General features: G+C 73.9%; 17 protein-coding genes. 12 read left to right on the plus strand and 5 right to left on the minus strand.

Annotated features, from left to right (window positions below; genetic code table 11):
* Positions 1-54: 54 nt before the first annotated feature.
* Positions 55-411, minus strand: coding sequence for an arsenate reductase family protein (locus tag WME98_RS07590; protein ID WP_020739063.1), 357 nt, complete (start codon positions 409-411; stop codon positions 55-57).
* A gap of 115 nt (positions 412-526) precedes the next feature.
* Positions 527-1,729, minus strand: a complete 1,203-nt coding sequence (locus WME98_RS07595) for an SMP-30/gluconolactonase/LRE family protein (protein WP_437950673.1) — start codon at positions 1,727-1,729, stop codon at positions 527-529.
* Between the two features lie 196 nt (positions 1,730-1,925).
* Here WME98_RS07595 and abc-f point away from each other — a divergent pair, with 196 nt between their 5' ends.
* The 3 genes from abc-f (at position 1,926) to WME98_RS07610 (ending at position 6,587) form a co-directional block, all read left to right on the plus strand.
* Complete coding sequence (gene abc-f, locus WME98_RS07600; protein WP_437935098.1) at positions 1,926-3,548, plus strand: ribosomal protection-like ABC-F family protein; 1,623 nt, start codon at positions 1,926-1,928, stop codon at positions 3,546-3,548.
* 142 nt (positions 3,549-3,690) lie between these two features.
* Positions 3,691-6,243, plus strand: a complete 2,553-nt coding sequence (locus WME98_RS07605) for an ATP-binding protein (RefSeq protein ID WP_437950674.1) — start codon at positions 3,691-3,693, stop codon at positions 6,241-6,243.
* An 86-nt stretch (positions 6,244-6,329) separates the two neighbouring features.
* A complete protein-coding gene (locus tag WME98_RS07610) occupies positions 6,330-6,587 on the plus strand; it encodes a hypothetical protein (RefSeq protein ID WP_437567637.1) in 258 nt (85 codons plus the stop codon).
* A 56-nt stretch (positions 6,588-6,643) separates the two neighbouring features.
* Here the strand turns inward: WME98_RS07610 and WME98_RS07615 are convergent, their stop codons facing one another.
* Together WME98_RS07615 and WME98_RS07620 are read right to left on the minus strand one after the other, a co-directional pair.
* The gene (locus WME98_RS07615; protein ID WP_437950675.1) at positions 6,644-7,015 is read right to left on the minus strand and encodes a hypothetical protein; all 372 of its coding nucleotides are present in this window, start codon (positions 7,013-7,015) and stop codon (positions 6,644-6,646) included.
* A 444-nt stretch (positions 7,016-7,459) separates the two neighbouring features.
* Positions 7,460-8,095, minus strand: coding sequence for a hypothetical protein (locus tag WME98_RS07620; protein WP_437950676.1), 636 nt, complete (start codon positions 8,093-8,095; stop codon positions 7,460-7,462).
* A gap of 444 nt (positions 8,096-8,539) precedes the next feature.
* On the opposite strand from WME98_RS07620, the gene WME98_RS07625 reads away from it, so the two are divergent.
* The 9 genes from WME98_RS07625 (at position 8,540) to WME98_RS07665 (ending at position 16,633) form a co-directional block, all read left to right on the plus strand.
* Positions 8,540-9,388 (plus strand): hypothetical protein, encoded by an 849-nt coding sequence (locus WME98_RS07625; protein WP_437950677.1) that lies wholly within the window; start codon positions 8,540-8,542, stop codon positions 9,386-9,388.
* A gap of 147 nt (positions 9,389-9,535) precedes the next feature.
* Positions 9,536-9,949 (plus strand): hypothetical protein, encoded by a 414-nt coding sequence (locus WME98_RS07630; protein WP_437950678.1) that lies wholly within the window; start codon positions 9,536-9,538, stop codon positions 9,947-9,949.
* A gap of 31 nt (positions 9,950-9,980) precedes the next feature.
* On the plus strand, positions 9,981-10,862 hold the full coding sequence (locus WME98_RS07635; protein ID WP_437950679.1) for a DUF692 domain-containing protein: 882 nt from the start codon (positions 9,981-9,983) through the stop codon (positions 10,860-10,862).
* Positions 10,859-11,908: an HvfC/BufC N-terminal domain-containing protein gene (locus WME98_RS07640; RefSeq protein ID WP_437950680.1), complete on the plus strand. Its 1,050-nt coding sequence runs from the start codon at positions 10,859-10,861 to the stop codon at positions 11,906-11,908. The genes WME98_RS07635 and WME98_RS07640 overlap by 4 nt, the downstream gene beginning before the upstream one ends.
* Before the next feature lie 38 nt (positions 11,909-11,946).
* Positions 11,947-12,648, plus strand: coding sequence for an RNA polymerase sigma factor (locus tag WME98_RS07645; RefSeq protein WP_437950681.1), 702 nt, complete (start codon positions 11,947-11,949; stop codon positions 12,646-12,648).
* Positions 12,638-13,318, plus strand: coding sequence for an NrsF family protein (locus tag WME98_RS07650; protein WP_437950682.1), 681 nt, complete (start codon positions 12,638-12,640; stop codon positions 13,316-13,318). The genes WME98_RS07645 and WME98_RS07650 overlap by 11 nt, the downstream gene beginning before the upstream one ends.
* 184 nt (positions 13,319-13,502) lie before the next feature.
* Entirely contained in the window at positions 13,503-14,654 is a 1,152-nt protein-coding gene (locus tag WME98_RS07655; protein WP_437950683.1) for a lactonase family protein, read from the plus strand.
* Positions 14,654-15,703: a hypothetical protein gene (locus WME98_RS07660; protein ID WP_437950684.1), complete on the plus strand. Its 1,050-nt coding sequence runs from the start codon at positions 14,654-14,656 to the stop codon at positions 15,701-15,703. Before WME98_RS07655 ends, WME98_RS07660 begins: the two co-directional genes overlap by 1 nt.
* Before the next feature lie 168 nt (positions 15,704-15,871).
* Positions 15,872-16,633: a hypothetical protein gene (locus WME98_RS07665; RefSeq protein ID WP_437950685.1), complete on the plus strand. Its 762-nt coding sequence runs from the start codon at positions 15,872-15,874 to the stop codon at positions 16,631-16,633.
* A gap of 150 nt (positions 16,634-16,783) precedes the next feature.
* Here the strand turns inward: WME98_RS07665 and WME98_RS07670 are convergent, their stop codons facing one another.
* Positions 16,784-17,242 carry a VOC family protein gene (locus tag WME98_RS07670; RefSeq protein WP_437950686.1) on the minus strand — a complete coding sequence of 153 codons (459 nt, stop codon included), beginning with the start codon at positions 17,240-17,242 and terminating at the stop codon, positions 16,784-16,786.
* Positions 17,243-17,569: the final 327 nt, after the last annotated feature.

Consider the following 17,569-nt stretch of genomic DNA (forward strand, 5'->3'; position numbering starts at 1 on the left):
CGTCGATCCAGACGCCGAACGCCTGCCCCGGATCGACGAAGACTACCGGCGGCCTCAGCCGAACAGCGCGGCGTAGTCGTCCTCACGAAAGCCCACCAGCACCCGGCTCCCCTTCACCAGCACGGGCCGCTTGACGAGCTTCCCGTCCTCGGTGAGCCACCGCGCGACCTCCGCGTCGCTCGCGGCGTCCACCCGCGCCTTGCCGAGGGCGCGGTAGCTCTGCCCGCTCGTGTTGAGCCACCGGCGCACCGGGAGCCCGCTGGCCGGGATCCACCGGGCGAGCTCCTCGGCCGTCGGCGGCTCGTCGACGATGGGCCGCACGGCGACGTCGACGCCGCGCTCGCCGAGCCACTTCAAGGCCTTCTTGCAGGTGCTGCACCCGGAATACGAGAGGATCTGGACCTTGCTCATGCGGGCCTTTTGCCCTCGCGCGCGCGAGGTGGCAAGGCCCGCCGCTCCCTCTCCGCTGCCTTGCGCCCTGCGCCCTGGCGTCGAATCGGATGGAGCCGCCCGGCGGGCCACGCCTTCAGTCGGGATACCCGGGGATGTTCATCGCTATCGAATAGAGCGAGTCGCCCGCCGTGATGTAGAGCGTCTTCCGATCGGCCCCGCCGAACGCGACGTTCGACGCCTCGATCATCCCCTCGATCGTGCCGAGCCTGGCGCCGTTTGGCGCGAGGACCTCGACGCCGCCCCTCCACCCGACGTAGAGGTTGCCCGCGCAGTCGACGCCCATGCCGTCGGCCTTCTCGAGGTTCGAGGCGAAATCGGAGGAGGGGCCGGGCGCGCCGCCTTCGTCCAGCGGATATCGCCGGACCCGGCCGATGCTGAACTCGGTGGCATAGAGGACGCGCCCGTCGGGCGAGAGCGCGACGCCGTTCGGCTCGTTCATCGTGCCCACGACGCTCACCTCGCCGGACGGCGACACGCGGTACACCGCCGTCGGCAGCTCCGGCCAGCCGGTGAGCTGGAACTCCGGATCGCTGAAATAGATGTTGCCGTCGGCCCGCACGGCGACGTCGTTCGGCGAGTTGAACCGCTTGCCCCCGTAGAGCTCGGCCACAGGGCGCCGCGCCTTCGTGCCGAGGTTGAAGGCGGAGATGTCGCGCGTGTCGTGGGTGCACGCGATCAGCTCCCCGTCCGTGGACAGGGCGAGGCCGTTCGTCGAGCTGTTCTCGATGAACACCTCGAACGAGCCCGGAGGCGTGAACCGTTGCAGGGTCGCCGGCGGGCCGTTGAGCGGCGGCTGGTTCTGCTGGAAGCGGTGGATGTCCGAGAAGAACAGCGCGCCGAGCTCGGCAACCCAGACCGGCCCCTCGACGTAGTCGAACCCGCCGCGCACCCGCTCCGCCCTGCGGTTCGCAGGCAGCGGATCGGCCGCATACGGCCCTCCCGGGCAGATCCCCGGGCCGCCGCCGCCGCCGCCACCGCCGCCGCTCCCGCCGCCCCCCGCGCCGAGCCCGCCCCCCCCGGACCCGCCGCCGCCCGCGCCGCCTGACCCGCTCGCCGTCGTAGCGCCGCTCGTAGCGCCGCTCGTCGCGCCACTCGTCGCGCCGCTCGCGCCCGCGCCCGCGCCGCCGCTGCCGCCGCCGCTGCCGCTGCCGCTGCCGCTGCCGCTGCCGCTCGTGGCGACCTGGCCCCCGGTGGAGCCGCCCGGATCGCCGCCCCCTTCCGAGGAAAATCCGGGAGAATCGGCGCCGTCACCACAGCCGCTCGCGGCCGCAGCCAAGATTCCGCATACCAGCAGAGAAAATCGAGCTCTCATAAGCAAAGTTCTCCATCCTAAGGTGCGCACGACGTGGATTTATCACAGGCCAGCCGCCGGTGTGGTCACCACCTTGCGGCGGAAAAATTGCCACGTCGCGCGACGGGCCGTCTGGTATACGTGCGCGGAAAGGAGCCGCCTCCCCGCGGCAGCGCCCCTCGTGATCCGCCTCGATTCCATCAGCAAGCAGCACGGTAAGCAGATCCTCTTCCTCGAGGCCTCCGCGGCGGTGAACCGCGGCGAGAAGGTCGGCCTGGTGGGGCCGAACGGCTCCGGCAAGACGACGATCTTCCGGATGATCACCAAGGAAGAGGCGCCCGACGGCGGCCAAGTCGCGATCGACCGCGGCGTCACCATCGGCTACTTCAGCCAGGATGTCGGCGAGATGAAGGGCAGGAGCGCCGTCGCCGAGACCATGGACGGCGCCGGCCCGGTCTCCGTCGTCGCGGCGGAGCTCCGCGAGCTCGAGGCCGCGCTCGCCGACCCCGAGCGCATGGACGAGATGGAAAGCCTGATCGAGCGCTTCGGCCAGGCGCAGGCCCGCTACGAAGAGCTCGGCGGCTACGCGCTCGACGCCAAGGCGCGCGAGATCCTCGCCGGCCTCGGCTTCAGCCAGGCCATGATGGATGGCGACGTGGGCGCCCTCTCCGGCGGCTGGAAGATGCGCGTCGCGCTCGCGCGCATCCTCCTCATGCGGCCCGACGCGCTCCTGCTCGACGAGCCGACCAACCACCTCGACATCGAGTCGATCATCTGGCTCGAAGGGTACCTGAAGCAGTATCCAGGGGCGCTCGTCATGACCTCGCACGATCGCGAGTTCATGAACCGCATCGTCACCAAGATCATCGAGATCGACGGCGGCGAGCTCACCAGCTACTCGGGCAATTACGAGTTCTACGAGCAGCAGCGCGCCATCAACGAGCAGCAGGCCGAGGCGCAATACGAGCGCCAGCAGGCGATGCTCGCGAAGGAGATGCGCTTCATCGAGCGCTTCAAGGCGCAGGCCGCCAAGGCGGCGCAGGTCCAGTCGCGCGTGAAGAAGCTCGAGAAGATCGACAAGGTCGAGCCGCCGAAGCGCCGGAGGACCATCCGCTTCGAGTTCAAGCCGGCCCCGCGCTCGGGCGACGACGTGGCGCGGCTCGACGGGGTCAAGAAGTCGTTCGGAGGCCGACCCATCTATGACGGGTTCGACCTCCTGATCCGCCGCCGCGAGCGCTGGTGCGTCATGGGCGTGAACGGCGCCGGCAAGTCCACGCTCCTCAAGCTCATCGCCGGGGCCTCCGCGCCGGACGCCGGCCAGGTGAGCGTCGGCGCGAGCGTCAAGCTGGGGTACTTCGCGCAGCACGCGATGGAGCTGCTCGACCCGACCCGCTCCGTCTGGGAGTCCATCGTCGCTGCCTTCCCCCAGGCCTCCATCGGCTCGCTCCGCACGCTCGCCGGCGCATTCGGCTTCTCCGGCGACGACATCGACAAGCCGTGTCGCGTGCTGTCCGGCGGCGAGAAGGCCCGCCTCGTGCTCGCGATCATGCTCTACGATCCGCCGAATTTCCTGGTGCTCGACGAGCCGACCAACCACCTCGATATGGCGACCAAGGAGATGCTCGTCGAGGCGCTCTCCTCGTTCGAGGGCACCATGCTGTTCGTCTCGCACGATCGCCGCTTTCTCGCCGCGCTGTCGAACCGCGTCCTCGAGCTCCTGCCCGACGGGCCGCGCGTCTACGGCGGCGGATACCTGGAGTATGTCGCCCAGAGCGGACACGAGGCGCCAGGCATCCGGAGCTGAGGGCGCGGCTCCACGCCGCGGCGCGGGCTCCGCCCGGGAGCGACTCCCGCCCGCCAGCTCGATTCCACGCGGGGCGGGGCGGGGCGGGGCGGGGCGCGAGGTGAACACATGCTCAAGGTTTCGCGCTATCGTAAGGACCTCGATGGAGCAGCTCGGTAGACCGAACCCAAAGCGGCTCTCCGACTTCATCCAGCGCCATCACGACGCGGTCCTGGAGAAGTGGAAGCAGCGGGTCCAATCGCTGAGCCCGGCGCGGCGGCTGTCGGATACGTTGCTGACCGACCATATCCCGAGCGTCCTCGCGTACATCGCCGAGGCCACCGGGAGCGAGGGCGCGGAGGCCGCGGTCGACCGGAGGCTCCGCGGCATGCCCGGATATCACGCGCTGAACCGGCTGGCCCACGGGTACGACCTCTCCGACGTGGTGATGGAGTACGCGGCGCTCCGCGCCGTGATCCTGGAGCTCTGGGAGCGCGACGGCGGCGGGGACGGCGGGCGCGAGCTCATCCGGCTGAACGCGGCGATCGACGAGGCGATCGCGGGCGCCGTGTCGCATTACCAGGAGGCGCGCGTGCGCCTGCTCCAGGCGCTCGACACGATCTCGGCGGCCGCCCTCGGCAGCAGCGACCTGGACACCTTCCTGAAGGCGCTCATCCGCGCGACGCGGGAGGCGGCGGCCGCCGTGGACGTGGCGATCGTCCTGCTCGGGGACGGCCTCGAGGTGCACGCGACGGCCGGCCTCGACGATGGGCCGCTGCTCGGCCCGCCGCTCGAGGCGACGCGGGAGCTCGCCCGCGCGGTGCTCGCGCTGCGCGGGCCCACCTCGCTCGACGCCGCGCTCCCGGCCCTGCCCGCGACCGCGCGCGAGATCCGGTCGAGGGGGCTGCGCGCCGTCTACGGCGTGCCGCTGCTCCACGAGGGGCACGCCATCGGCGTCGCGATCCTCGGCTCCCGCAACGCCGAGGACTTCTCCGACGAGGACATGCTGATGCTCCGCACCATGACCAGCCGGGCGACCGGGATCATCGTGCAGGCGCAGCTCGTCGCGAAGGAGCGCGCATCGCGGCACCAGGCGGACGACGCCCGCGCGCTGCTCGCGACCGTGGTCGAGCAGATGCCGGCGGGGCTCATCATCGGCGAGCGGCAGACGGGGCGCGTCCTGCTCACGAACCGGCAGGCCACGGAGATCTTCCGGCAGTCGTTCGAGGGCATCCAGAGCATCGAGGGCTACACCGGCCGCGGCTTCCACCCGCGGTCGGGCAAGCCGTACGAGACGTGGGAGTGGCCGCTGTCGCGCACCGTCACGACGGGCGAGGTCGTGGACGACGAGGAGATCGACATTCTCCGCGGCGACGGCACGTGGGGGCGCATCCTCGTGCGCTCGTCGCCGGTGCGGGATCCGGACGGGCGCGTCTCGGCGGGCGTCGTCACCTTCTTCGACATCACCGAGCGCACGCGCGCCGAGCAGGGGCAGCGCTTCCTCGCGGCCGCGAGCGCCGCCCTGAGCGACAGCCTCGATCTCCAGGGCACGCTCGACCGGCTCGGCCGCCTCACGGTGCCCGAGCTCGCGGACTGGTGCGTCATCCAGACGCTCCCGGAGTTCGAGGCGGCGCGGCGGGTCACGCTGACGCACGCGGACCCGGAGACCGTGAAGAGGGCGCGCGCGCTCTTCCGCGAGATGGAGCCGCCCCCGGCGCTGGCGGCGCTGATGGAGCAGGTCCTCTGCACCGAGCGCCCGGAGCTCGTCCGGGACCTGTCGCACCCGCTGCTCGCCTCGCTCGGCGAGCACGCCGCCTTCCGCCGGCTCGTCCGCGCGCTCGGGATCACGTCGGCGATGGTGGTGCCGATGGTGGCGCGGGGGCGCACGTTCGGCTGCATCACCCTGGCGACCGCGGAGTCCGGGCGGGTCTACGACGAGGCGGACCTGGCGGTCGCGCACGATCTGGCGCAGCGGGCGGCGCTCGCCGCGGACAACGCGCGGCTCTACGAGGCCGCGCAGCGCGCGATCGAGCTCCGGGACAACGTGCTCGCCACGGTGTCCCACGACCTCCGGAACCCGCTGAGCGCGATCATCACGGCGGCCGCCGTGATGACCAAGCGCGCGGCGGCGCGGGGGGAAAAGGGGGACGCGAAGGCGATCCAGGCGATCCAGCGGTCGGCGCACCGGATGGACCGGCTGCTCCACGACCTGCTCGACTTCGCGAGCCTGCGCGCCGGCCGGCTGGCGCTGCGCCGGCAGCCGCAGGACCCGCGGGAGATCGGCCGGGAGGCGGTCGAGACGTTCGAGTCGCAGGCCCAGGAGAAGGGGATCCACCTGGGCGTGGCGCCGGCCGAGGACGTCCCGCTCGTCGTGTGCGATCGCGATCGCGTGCTCCAGGTGCTCTCGAACCTCCTGAGCAACGCGCTCAAGGTGACGGGCGCCCAGGGGTCGGTCACGGTGCGGTGCGAGCACCGGGAGGAGCACGTCGCCTTCTCGGTGGCGGACACGGGGCCGGGGATCCCGGAGGACGAGCTGCCCTACCTGTTCGAGCGGTTCTGGCGCGGCCAGCGGAACGGCTACAAGGGCACGGGGCTCGGGCTGGCCATCGCCCGGGAGCTCGTGGTCGCGCACGGGGGGACCATCCAGGTGGAGAGCCGCGTGGGCGTGGGGACCACGTTCCGGTTCACGATCCCCGTCGGGAACGCCGAGGGGTAGGCCGGCGGCGAGCGCCGGGGCGGCCGCCCCGGGAGGGAGTGGACGATCGAGCGCGCCGGCCCCAGAGGCCTCCGGAAGGAGGAAACATGGGAGACGAGACAACGCACGACCAGCTGGGCGCCCCGCGGCCCGAGCGCGAGGTGAGCGAGGAGAAGCTGCCCCACCCGCAGGCGGACGTCCCCGGGGTCCGCGGGCCGATCACGTCGTCCGGCGAGCGAGAGGACGCGCCCCCCGGCGAGGTCGAGACCTGGGGCAGCGAGGGCGGCGCCGGGTCGTACGAGGGGGGGCCGGTGATCTCGGACACGAAGCTCCCCGCGGGGAGATCGGGGCGTAAGCCTTCGTAGTTACGGGAGTATTTGTCGATGACACGGCCCGCGGAGCTCCCCGGCGGGCCGCCGGGTCACGGCTGCTGCTGCGTCGGCCTGGGCGCGCACCGCTGCATGTAGGCGGGCTCGGGGCAGCCGTCGTGGGTCAGGATCTCGTCCTCCTGGCACTTCACGAGCGCAGCCCGGATGTCGAGGCACTTCCCGGGGCCCGCCTCCACGCACCGGTGCACCGAGGTGGTCCCGTTGGCGCAGCCGTCGAGCTGGCCCTCGGGGCAATCCAGGAGCGGCCCGACCGAGCAGTCGCGCTCCGGGGTCGGGCCGGTCGCCGTCGTCGACGTCCCCTGGGTGGCCTGCTGCCGGGGCGTGCAGGCGGCGCTCCCGGCGAGCGCGAGCCCCGTGAAGAAGAAGAGCAGGCCCCGGCGGGGCGAGCAGCTGCGCGTGTTCATGCCGTCGTTCTCCGTGGGTGAGGCTGGGCCGGGGACCGGAAGGCAGGTCGCCGACCAGCGCGCCCGGCAGACTACTCCACGGAACGAGGTCGTCCGGCGCTTTTGCCTCGACGGCCAGAGGCCCCCGGCCGGACCGCGCGCCTCAACCTGGGTCGGGTGGCCTCAACCTGGGTCGGGTGGCCTCAACCTGGGTCGGGTGGCCTCAACCTGGGTCGGGTGGCCTCAACCTGGGTCGGGTGGCCTCAACCTGGGTCGGGTGGCCTGGTGGCCTCAACCTGGGTCGGGTGGCCTCAACCTGGGTCGGGTGGCCTCAACCTGGGTCGGGTGGCCTCAACCTGGGTCGGGTGGCCTCAACCTGGGTCGGGTGGCCTCAACCTGGGTCGGGCCGCCTCAACCTGGGTCGGGCCGCCTCAACCTGGGTCGGGCCGCCCGCCTCAACCCCGGTCAGAACGCGCCGCCGCCGTGCGCGAGCAGCGCCCAGCTGTCGCCGCCCGTCTGGGTCGCAGCGCCCCGGACGGTCAGGTCGTCGAAGAACGCCGGGCGGAAGTTGAACCGGGCGCCCACCTTGACGTTGCGCGTGACCAGCCGCTCCACCCCCACGGTGACCGGCACCGTCAGCGCGAACGCATCGCCCCCCTCGCCCGCCCAGCCGGCGTAACCCAGCCCCGCGACCACGAACGGCTGCACGATCGCCTCGTCGGCCCGCAAGACGTTGTAACGCAGCCCCGCGTCGAGCGACGTCAGCACCAGCGACCGGCCCAGCGTCGCGCGCTGGTTCACCGAGCCGATGTAGTTGCCCTCGACGGCCACGCGCGGCGACATGCTCCCGGTCACGCGCACGTTCCAGGTGGGCCCGACCCCCGCCGTCCCTCCCAGGTAGCCCAGCATGCCGAAGCCGCCCTCGACCGCGATCGTGGGCTCGGGGATGCGCCGGATCAGCGGCTGATCCGCCGGAGGGACGTTGCCCGCCGGCCGGTCGCCCCGGTCCTGTCGCGCCGCGCCCTGCGCCTCCGCCGCGCCAGCGAGCGCCATCATGGCGGCGGCAACCATGGCCGACGCCGCGAATCGTCGCGTGCTCATTGCAGTTCTCCCCCCCGGATGGCCCCGGCTCCGCCTCCCCCCCGGGTGGACCGGTTCCGCCTCCGACGACCGCCGCGTGCACACCGCAGGCCACGCGCGGCTGTGCAACCCGGGTCCGACGCCCTCGCCCGCGCCGCACGCCCGCGCCGCACGCCCGCCCGCGCGGACGCCGCCTCACGGCCGCATCCACCGCCGAAACCGCGCCGCCGCTCGCACGTAGACCCGTACGCAGCATCCAGCGAGGCGCGCCGAGCCACCGCTCGCCCGGATCGGACGCCCCCCGCGGCCACGGCATCGCTCGGGTCGACGACGACATCGAGCGAACGGGCGGGCGGACAGGGCAGCTCCGATCGCCCTTCCCGCCCTCCGACCTTCCTGCTCCAGTGGAGAGCGCCACGCGATCACGGCCGCGAGCACCAACCCCATGAGACCCAGGAGACGAGCGTGAAGACGATACGGACTAGGACACTGCTCCTCGTCGTGCTCGCGGCCGCCGCGCCCGGCGCGACCGCCTGCCAGGGAGAGCCGCAGCCCCTCGCGCCCGCCGCGACCGAGCTCAAGGCCCCGGAAGCGAAGGCGCCCGCCGCGGCGGCCTTCGCGATCGACCGGGCGGGCAGCAAGGTCGAGCTCGCGATGGATGCGCCGCGAGAGAAGATCCGCGGGCGGATCGAGGGCGCCGCCGGGGGGACGTTGCAGGTCGATCCCGCCGACATCACGAAGACCACGGGCCTCATCACGGTCGACCTCTCCACGCTCGAGCTCTTCCAGACCGCCGTGGGCGACGACGGCAAGCCCGGCGAGGAAAAGAAGAGCGACGTGCAGAACGAGCACGCGCGCACCTGGCTCGAGATCTCCAAGGACACGCCCGACGACGTCCGCGAGAAGAACGCCAAGGCCCAGTTCGCGATCCGGTCGATCTCGACCTCCGGCGAGAAGGACCTCTCGAAGCTGTCCGGCGCGGAGCGGACGGTGACCGTCACCGCGTCGGGCGACCTCCTGCTGCACCAGCGGCAGACCCCGAAGACCGTGGAGCTCATCGCCACGTTCCGGTACGAGGGCGACAGGCCCGCCGGCGTCACCGTGAAGACCGCGAAGCCGTTCTCGGTCGGGCTGGCCGAGCACGACGTCCGGCCGCGCGAGGCGTTCGGCAAGCTCGCCCAGAAGACGCTCGAGGTGCTGGCGCCCAAGGTCGCCAAGGAGGCGATGGTGTCGCTCGCGCTCACCGCGACCGCCGGCGCCGCGACCCCGGCGCCGGCCGCAGCCGCGGCGCCGGCGGGCAGCGCGGCGCGATGAGCCGCGCGCGCCGCCTGCCCGGGAGCCATTGCGGCGCCGCGGCGGCTCTGAGATGACACGGCGCTCCGTGCGCCGCCGGGAAACCGGATCACGCCTCGCCCGTAGGGGGCGCAGGCCCGTCACGACGAGAACCAGAGGAGCCACACGATGCTGTCGAAGAAGAGCATTTACGAGACCCTCGCCGCGCTGAGCGCCGGTGCCCTGCTGATGGGCGGCTGCGGCGGCGCGCAGGCGCCGGTCAACGCGACCGAGGTCCCCGCCGAGCAGGAGGCGACCCCGGCCGCCCCCGCCGCGCCGGCCGAGCCCGCGCCGGCCGAGACGACCTCCGGCGACGCCGCCGCGGGCGCGAACGTCCCCGCGGCCCCGGCCGCGCCGGATTCCGCCGCCCCGCCGAGCGGCGCGCAGTCCGCCGCGACCTCGCCGCAGGTCGCGCCCACGGCCACCCCGGCGGCCACCGCGCCCACGCCGCCCACGCCGACCGCCGCGCCCAAGCCCGCGGCGAAGAAGGCGGCCGCCAAGAAGCCCGGCCACGCGGGCTGCGGCCAGGGCACCTGCGCCTGATCCCGGTCGGCCCCGCCCGCCCCGCGCCCCCATGACCGAAAGCGCGCTCACCGGCGTCGGCCTCGGGCTCCGATGGGAGTTCCTCGACGAGGTGCTCGCGGCGCTCGAGGCGCCCGACGAGGGCGCGCGCGGCGCGGCGCTGGCCGTCCCCTTCTTCGAGCTCTCCCCCGAGAACTACATGCGCCGCGGCGGCTACTACCCCGCCGCGATCGCGCGCGTCCGGGAGCACCGCGCCATCCTGACGCACGGGCTCACCCTCTCGGTCGGCGGGGTCGATCCGCTCGACGACGGCTACCTGCGCGCGCTGCGGGGGTTCGTCGATCGGCTCGACCCGCCGTTCCACAGCGACCACCTCTGCTTCTCGGGCGTCGACGGCAGGTTCGTGCACGACCTCCTGCCGCTCCCGCTCACCTCCGCGGCCGCCGCCCACGCCGCGGCCCGCATCCGCGAGGCCGCGGACCGGCTCGAGCGCCCGATGGCCATCGAGAACATCACCTACTACCTGGTCCCGGGCCGCGCCTCGCTCGACGAGGCCGACTTCCTCGTCGAGGTGCTCGAGCGCGCCGGCTGCGGGCTCCTGCTCGACGTGAACAACGTCTACGTCAACGCCAGGAACCACGGCTTCGATCCGGTCGCGTACCTGGAGAAAATTCCACCCGCGCGCGTCGTCTCGATGCACGTGGCCGGGCACGAATGGCGCGACGACGCGGGGGTCGTCGTCGACACGCACGGCGCGCCGGTCGTCGCGCCGGTGCTCGACCTGCTCGCCCGCGCGGTCGCGCGGACCGGGCCGGTGCCGGTCGTGCTGGAGCGCGACAACGACGTGCCGCCGCTCGACGCGCTGCTCGCGGAGCTCGCCGAGGTCGAGGCGGCGTACCGGCGCGGGCTCGCCGCGCGGGAGGCGCGGGCGTGAGCGCGGCGCGCGAGGCGACGGACGGGCCGCCGCCGGAGCTCCCGGGCGCGACCGCGGCGCGCGAGGCGACGGACGGGCCGCCGCCGGAGCTCCCGGGCGCGACCGCGGCGCCAGCGGCGATGGACGGGCCGCCGCCGGAGCTCGCGGCGCTGCAGCGGGCGCTCCAGGCGAGCGTGAGCGCGCCGGACGGCGAGGCGATCGCGGCCGACCCGCGCGCGTGGCTCGCCAGCGCCGGGCTCGACGGACCGGACCTCGAAGCGATGGCCGCGCTCCCGCCGAGGCGGCTGCTGCTCTACCGGAGCCTGGTCCGCCGCGGGCTGACCGGCGCGATCCGCGCCGGGATCCCGCGGACCGCGGCGCGGCTCGGCGCCCGGTTCGAGGCGGACGCGGCGCGCTTCCTCGAGGCGGAGCTGCCCCGGTCGCGCTACCTCCGCGACATCGCCTTCGCGTTCGTGGCCTTCGCGGCGCCGCGCTGGGTCGAGGACCCGGAGGTGCCCGCCTACCTCGCGGATCTCGCCCGCCACGAGCTCGCCGCCTTCGCGGCGGCGTGCGCCGAGCCGGACGAGGAAGAGGCCGGCACGACGGGCGACCCCGGCGCGACGGGCGACCCGGACGCGCCGCGCGGACCGGATACGCCGGGCGCGCCCGCCCCCGGCGAGGCGCTCTCGCTCGACCGCGGCGTGCGCTTCCAGCGGGCCGCGGCGCTCGCGCGCTACGAGCACGCGGTCCACCGGCTCCAGGGCGCCGAGTCGGCGCGCGACGTGCCGGCCCGCGAGCCCACGCGCCTGCTCGTGTACCGCGACGCCGGGCACGAGGTGCGCTTCCTCGAGCTCACGCCGCTCGCGGCCGAGCTCCTCGACCGCCTCCTCGCGGGCGCCGCGCTCGGCGACGCCGTGGTCCAGGGCTGCGCCGCGCTGGGGCACCCGGTCGACGACCCGGTGCTGGAGAGCGCCGCGGCCCTCCTGAGCGACCTCGCCGAGCGCGGGGCGCTCCTCGGACCGTCGCGCGCGCCGGCCATCGGCGCGCCGGGCGCCGCGCCGTGCTGATCGCCGGCGCGCAGACGGTGTATGCCGTCAGAGGCGCCATGGACGAGCTCGCCCTGAACGCAGCGATGGACCGGTACGCGTGCGGCGACGCGCGCGCGTTCACGGAGCTGCACCGCGCGCTCTCGGCGCGCCTCCTCGCGTACCTCACCCGGATGTGCGGCTCCGAGACGCTCGCCGGCGACCTGGCGCAGGAGACGTTCCTGCGGATGCACCGCGCCCGATCGACCTTCGCCCGGGGCGGCGCCGTCACGCCGTGGGCGTACGCCATCGCGCGGAATGTGTACGTCGATCACGCGCGCGCCCAGAAGCACCGCAGCACCGAGCGGCTCCCGAGCGATCCGGGCGCGGAGCCGCCGGACGCGCGCGGCGCCGACGCCGAGGCGGTGGCGATCGCCACCGAGACGGCGCGGGCGGTCGAGCGCGCGCTCGCGTGCCTCCCGGCGTCGCAGCGCGAGGCGTTCATCCTGATCCGGTACGAGGGCCTGAGCGTGCAGGACGCCGCGGCGATCCTGGGGACGACCGGGACCGCGGTGAAGCTCCGCGCGTTCCGCGCCTACGAGGCGCTGCGCGCCGCGCTCGAGGAGCTCAAGCGGCAGCCCGAGGCGGGACCAGGCGAAGGCGGGGGCGCGGAGAAGGGCGCCAGAGCAAAGGACGACGGGCCCGCGGCCGCGAAGCCGGAGCGGAGCGGCCGCCGCGGCAAGGGACAGCCGGGCGTGCGGGGAGGTGCCGATGGCGAATGAGCGCGACCTGCTGAGCGGGATCGAGGACATCCCCGATCCCGCGGCCCACCTCGTCGCCCGCCCGCCGCCCGCCCTGGCGGTGGCGCCGGCCGAGCCGTCGCTGACGCGCCCGGCGCGCGAGCGCCGCGCCCTGATCGCGGGCATGGTCGGGCTCGCCTGGATCCTGATCTTCAGCTGGATCGAGGGCTTCCGCGACGACCTCGGGTCTCCCGGAGTCGCCGTCCCGCTCGCCGTCGGGGCGGCGCTCTCCGGCCTCGGCCTGCTGCTCGCGCTGAGGCCGCGCGCCCGGGGCCTGCCGGCCGGCGTGCGGGCGCTCCAGACGCTCGTCGCCGCGGTGCCGGTCGGGTTCCTGGCCGCGGCCGTCGCGACGTCGCGCGTGGCCGATCCGCCGGTGCCGCTGGAGCTGCACCTCAGGTGCATCGCGAGCGCCGTCGGCACCGGGCTCGTGCCGTTCGCGCTGGCGGCGCTCGTGCTGCGCCGCTCGTTCCTCTCGGCCCCGGCGTGGCGCGGCGCCGCGATCGGCGCCCTGTGCGGCCTCGCGGTGGTGGTCGGCCTCGGGACGCACTGCGAGCTCGACGATCTCATCCACGTCGCCCTCGCCCACGGCCTCCCGATCGCGGCCGGCGCGCTCCTCGGCGCCGCCGCCGGGGCGCTGCGCGGGCGGGCCTGACGAGCGCCGTGGCGCTTGCCCCACGGCGCCGGCCGGGGGTAACGCATGACCGGTGAACGCGAACCGACCGAGGCAGCGCCTCCTCTTCTGTCTGGCCGCTGGGCTGTGGCTCGGATGCAGCCGATGCGCCGATGGGGCCGCGAACAGCGGCGCGACGGCGGGGAGCTCCGCAGGCGGCGGCGGCATGAGCCAGGGCGGCGCCACGACGGCCAGCGGTACGGGCGGCAGCGGCACGGGCAGCGTCGGCGCCAGCGCCGGCGCGGGCGGCGGCGGCGCGCCGCCTGCCGTCGCGCCCCTGGTCTATGTCGGGGGACACAAGGGCATCTTCGTCTTCCGCCTGGACGAGGCCGACGGCGCGCTCTCGGCCGTGGAGGGCCCGCTCGACGCCGAGATGAACCCGACCTTCCTCGCCGTCGATCCGGCGCGCCGGCGCCTCTTCGCGGTGAACGAGCTCGACGAGGTGGACGGCGAGGCGTCGGGCGCGGTCGCCGCGTTCCGGATCGACGCCGGCGACGGGACGCTCTCGTTCCTCAACCGGGTATCCTCGCAGGGCGAGGGCCCTGCCCACCTCTCCCTCGATCGCGCCGGGCGCTTCGTCCTCGTCGCCAACTACGGCGGGGGCACGGCGGCGGTGCTCCCCGTCGGCGACGACGGCGCGCTCGGGGAAGCGGTCGACCGGATCGCCTTCGATGGGCGCATGCCGAGGTCGCACCACGTCGTGACCGACCCGGACAACCGGTTCGCCTTCGTCACCAACCTCGGCCTCAACTCCATCGCCCAGCTCACGTTCGACGCGGACATGGGCCAGGTGGAGCCCAACGACCCCGCGGCCGTCGCGCTCGCCGCCGGCGCGGGCCCCCGGCACCTCGACTTCCACCCGAACGGCCGGTTCGCCTACGTGATCAACGAGACTGCCGACGCGATCACCACGCTGAGCTACGACCCGTCGCGCGGGGCGCTCTCCGTCGTGGCGACCGTCTCGACGCTGCCGGAGGGCGTGAGCGGCCGGGGCAACACCTGCGCCGAGATCCAGGTCTCCCCGTCGGGGAAGTTCGTGTACGGGTCGAACCGCGGCCACGACAGCATCGCCATCTTCGCGGTCGATCCCGACCAGGGGACGCTGTCCCCGGTCGGCCACGCGCCGACGGAGGGCATGACCCCGCGCCACTTCCAGCTCTCGCCGTCCGGCGCGCTGATGCTCGTCGCGAACCAGGACTCGGACGACATCGTCGCGTTCCGCGTCGACGAGGCGACGGGCGCCCTCGAGCCGACCGGCCGCGTCACCGCCGTCCCCGAGCCCACCTACGTCGGGATCGTGGCCTCGCCGGGCCAGTGATGGCGCGCCGCGCAGCACGCCTCGCGCTCCTCGCTGCGGCGCTCGTCGCCGCGGCGCGCCCCGCGCGCGCGTCCTCCGGGGAGCAGACGGCGTCGCTGAGCTGGGTCCGGCTCGCGGGCGCCGAGGCGTGCGTCGCGGCGCGCGCGCTCGCGCAGGCGGTGGAGGCGCGCCTCGGGCGCGCGGCGCTCGTCTCGGCGGCCCGGGCCGACCTCACGATCGAGGGGCGCGTCGAGCCGGGCGCCTCCGGCGGGTGGCGCGCGGTGATCGCGGTCGCCGATGCGGACGGCGCGCTGCTCGGGACGCGCGAGATCGCCACGGCGTCGCCCCGCTGCGGGGCGATCGACGACGAGCTCGCGCTGGCCATCGCGCTCATGATCGACCCCAGCGCGGTGCTGTCCCCCGGCGCGCCGCCGGCGCCGCCGCCGCCGGCGCCTGCGCCTCCACCCCCGGCGCCGGCGCCTTCACAGCCGGAGATCCTCGTGCAGCGCATCCTGATCCCGGTCCCGCCGCCGGCGCCTCCGCCGCCGGCGCCGTGGCGTGTCGAGGTCGGCGCCGGTCCGCTCTTCGGGCTCGGCCTGCTGCCCTCGCCCGGCGCCGCCGCCGCGATCCGCGCGCGCCTCACGCCGCCCCGGTTCTGGTCGTTCGAGGTCGGGGGGGCCGTCTGGTTCCCGAACGAGGCGACCACAGGCGCCTCCTCGACGCGCTTCTCCTGGGGCGAGGGGTTCGTGTCCGCGTGCCCCGTCTCGCTCGGGAGCGCCACGCGGCTCTCCGCGTGCGCCGGCGCCCGCCTCGGCGCGCTCCGCGTCGGCGGCCTCGGGTTCGGCGTCGACCGCGCCGACGAGCGCCTGACCGCGGGCGGCGCGCTCGACGTCCGTCTCACCCGGCGGCTCGTCGGCCCGCTCACCGCGGGCGGCGGCCTCGGGCTGATCGTGCCGCTCGTGCGCGACACCTTCTTCTACGTCGACGCGCAGGGCCGGGATCGCGAGATCTTCCAGATGGCGCCGCTCGCCGGGACGGCGGACGTCCTGCTCGGCGTCGATTTCCCCTGAATCAGCCCTGGTTCCCCGCGATTCGCAACCGACATCGATTTTCTCTCATAAGCTCTCGCCCACGCGGCCATGAAGGGCAGGGGGATGACAACGGGCTGCGCGAACGGGCCCGGGGAGACAGGAATGCGACGCCTCGCGAACACATCCATTTCATTGTTCTTTGGGCTGATGATGCTCCAGACCTTCGGCGCCGGCTGCACCGCCTTCGTGGAGGTCGGCGACGACAGCGGTCATGCGGCAGGGCCCGATGATGACGCCAACGGGACCGGCAGCGGCGGCGCCGGCGGTAACTCCAGCACCGGGGGCGGCTCGCCGGTCGGGGGCGGCGGCAACTCCAGCACCGGGGGCGGATCGCCGGTCGGGGGCGGCGGTAACTCCAGCACCGGGGGCGGCTCGCCGGTCGGGGGCGGCGGTAACTCCGGCACCGGGGGCGGCTCGCCGGTCGGGGGCGGCGGTAACTCCGGCACCGGGGGCGGCGCCGAGTCGGCGACGGCGGGCGCGATCGCGCTCCTCGGGAGTCAGCTCCCCGAGCGGCCGGATGATCCCTATAGCAGCTCCGCCACGGGCGGCGGGCCTCCCTACGATCCGAACGATCTCTTCGTCATCCTCGGCGCGCCGGCGCGTTCCTGCGCGGCTCCGAACGCGGCGCTCGAATGCGGCGACTGGCGCGTGAGCTTCCGTATTCCCCCTACGCTGCAGGTGCCCGGCGTCATCGATTTCAGCGATGAGAATTTTCATCTGATATCGCTTTATCATGTAAACGACCCTGACAGGGGCGACGGCGACTGCTCGCGGATCGGCGGCATCTTCACGTCCGGCACGCTGGAGATCGTGAGCATCGACGCCGCCAACGTCGTGGTCCGGCTGAGCGGCACCGAGACCGACCGTTTCGACGCCAACGGCGAGTACACCGCGGCTCGATGCCCCTGACGTTCCTGGCTCCGTGAAGGAGAAGAATTTGAACCACCGACGCGCAGAGGACACCGAGAATGAGGGAGAGAGCTTTCATTCCCCTCCCTCTGTGCCCTCTGTGCCTCCTTGGTTCATCTCTCTGGCTCTTCGGACCTCCTCCACGCGGAGCTACGTCGCCGAGAGGCGCTTCTGCATCTCCTCCGGAGAGATCGCCTCGATGCGGCTCGCGAGCCCCCAGCGATGGCCGTGCGGATCGCGGAGCCAGGCCATCCTGTCCCCGAACGGCGTGTCCCGCGGCGGGCGCTCGATCGTCGCGCCCGCCGCGGCGGCCTGCGCGGCGAGCGCGTCGACGTCCTCCACGTAGACGATCACGCTCGCGCTGGTGCCCCCCAGCGTCGCGGGGCTGACGGCGCCGAGATCGGGATACTCGTCCGACAGGTAGAACCGGGCTCGACCGATCGACAGCTCGACGTGGCCGATCCGCCCATCGGGCATCGTGACGCGAAATTCCTCGCGTGCGCCGAGAGCGCGCTTGTAGAAATCGATGGCCTCCGCGGCGCTCCGCGCCGTCAGGTAAGGAAAGCACGTCTGACCTTCGGGGACGGGGGGGACCTTGCTCTTCGTCATCGTCGCGCTCCTTCGTGCTCGCATCGAGCTGCACCGCTCCCGGGGAACGGCGGATGCCAGCTTTCTAGAGGATCGCGCCGAAGACGTATTGGAAGAAATTCACCTGCCCGTCCGGGCGCGGGGATTCCTGCCCCGCTGGACGAAAAAGCCTTGTCGCGGAGGCCTTCCGCACCTCGGGCTCGCCTTCTTGCCATGTCCGGGCCGAGCGCTTCGAGCAACTCTCGCTCGTCCAGTGCTCGACGCTCCCCGGGCTCCCTCGCGGCGAGCACAGATGGCTGTTCCTGCTACGTCACGCGCGCTTCATCGGAGCTCCGCCCGATGGCGAGC

Source organism: Sorangium sp. So ce296, from assembly GCF_051529605.1.
In the GTDB taxonomy this organism is placed as follows: Bacteria; Myxococcota_A; Polyangia; order Polyangiales; family Polyangiaceae; genus Sorangium; species Sorangium cellulosum_D.